General features: G+C 60.2%; 1 protein-coding gene. It reads right to left on the reverse strand.

The features are described 5' to 3' along the window. Positions 1 to 1,110 (reverse strand): YcaO-like family protein (locus tag AC1D1X_RS23875; protein ID WP_477699420.1); only part of this gene is annotated, 1,110 nt, incomplete at its 3' end. Between the last annotated feature and the right edge of the window lie 75 nt (positions 1,111 to 1,185).

Genomic DNA, 1,185 nt, shown 5'->3' on the forward strand with positions numbered 1-1,185 from the left:
GGTGCGACCTTGGTCGATATGGCTTTTCGTGGGCGTGATGTCGACCGCAAGGGGACGCAGGCCTTGCGCCGTAAAGCGCCTGACCAGCGTAGAAAGTGACGTCTCGCATGAGTTTTCGGGCCACTGAGTCGAGGTGGAGGCGGTGACCGGAAACAGCACCCGGTCGGCACGCCGGTAGTAGCGTTTGAGGCCATAAAGTTCAAAGTGATGCTCGGTGGTCTCGACTTCGTCTGGGGAGCTGATGCCAGGCAGGTGGCCATGGATCCAGGCATACACCCGGGCCTCCACCTCATCGAGCGCGCTGTGGACGGCATCCCCGAAGCTGTCGCTGGCTGCGGTTCCCATGGTGGTGAAGTGTTGGGCGTCATGCTGCGCGGAAACCAGTGCCACGTGCGCCCATGGCACTTGCAGATGCTGGACCGTCACCCTGCAGCCGGCCGCTTGCAAGGTGCCGATGCGCTGCGCAATGTCCTCGGGCCATTGTTCAGCGGGAACCAGGGTTCCTGGCTTTTGAGCAAGCCAATGCCGCATGAACGCATCGCGCTCCACCACCTCCAGTAGTGCTCTAACGGTAGCGTCTTCCACAGTGGTGCTGGCGGCGCAACCTGAGGATGTCACCTGGGTATACGGGCGTGAGGTGTCGTGTCCGAGGGCAGCAAGGCTGTTGCGTGAAAAAACGAGTTCCGCCAGCACCCGGACCCTTTTGCCCGTCTCCAGGTTCAACGCATCTGCCCAAGGATAGGATTGTGTTTCTGAGAATGGTTGATAGAAGAAATTCGAAGTCTCGTACTGTTTCTCCGCGTAGCAGACGAACTGTCGGGGATCCAGTGCATGCTCGACCTCGGCGATGCTACCTTCGACGATGCCTCGCGGTTGCCGGAAGCCTTCGCGCTCTATGGCTTCGGCAATGGCCTTGCGTACCGCCAGCAATGGGTCTGTTCCGCGGCCCCAGGTGTGCGGCCGCTCGTCATTCTCATCGAGAATTTTTGCACGCGCCAGGTGAAAACCCATGGAGTAAAGCGCGGATTCGCCGTTGACCCAGGCAAAATCGATCAGCGGCATCCGCTCCATCATGGCAATTTGCTCGGAAGTAGCCTTGACACCGAACATGGCCGAACCCAGCAGCAGTTGCCGGCCGAGTCCGCACATGCGCGCGATCGGCCGTTCGTAATACCCGCCTATTGT

The sequence above is a fragment of the Polaromonas sp. P1_G4 genome (genome assembly GCF_056405475.1).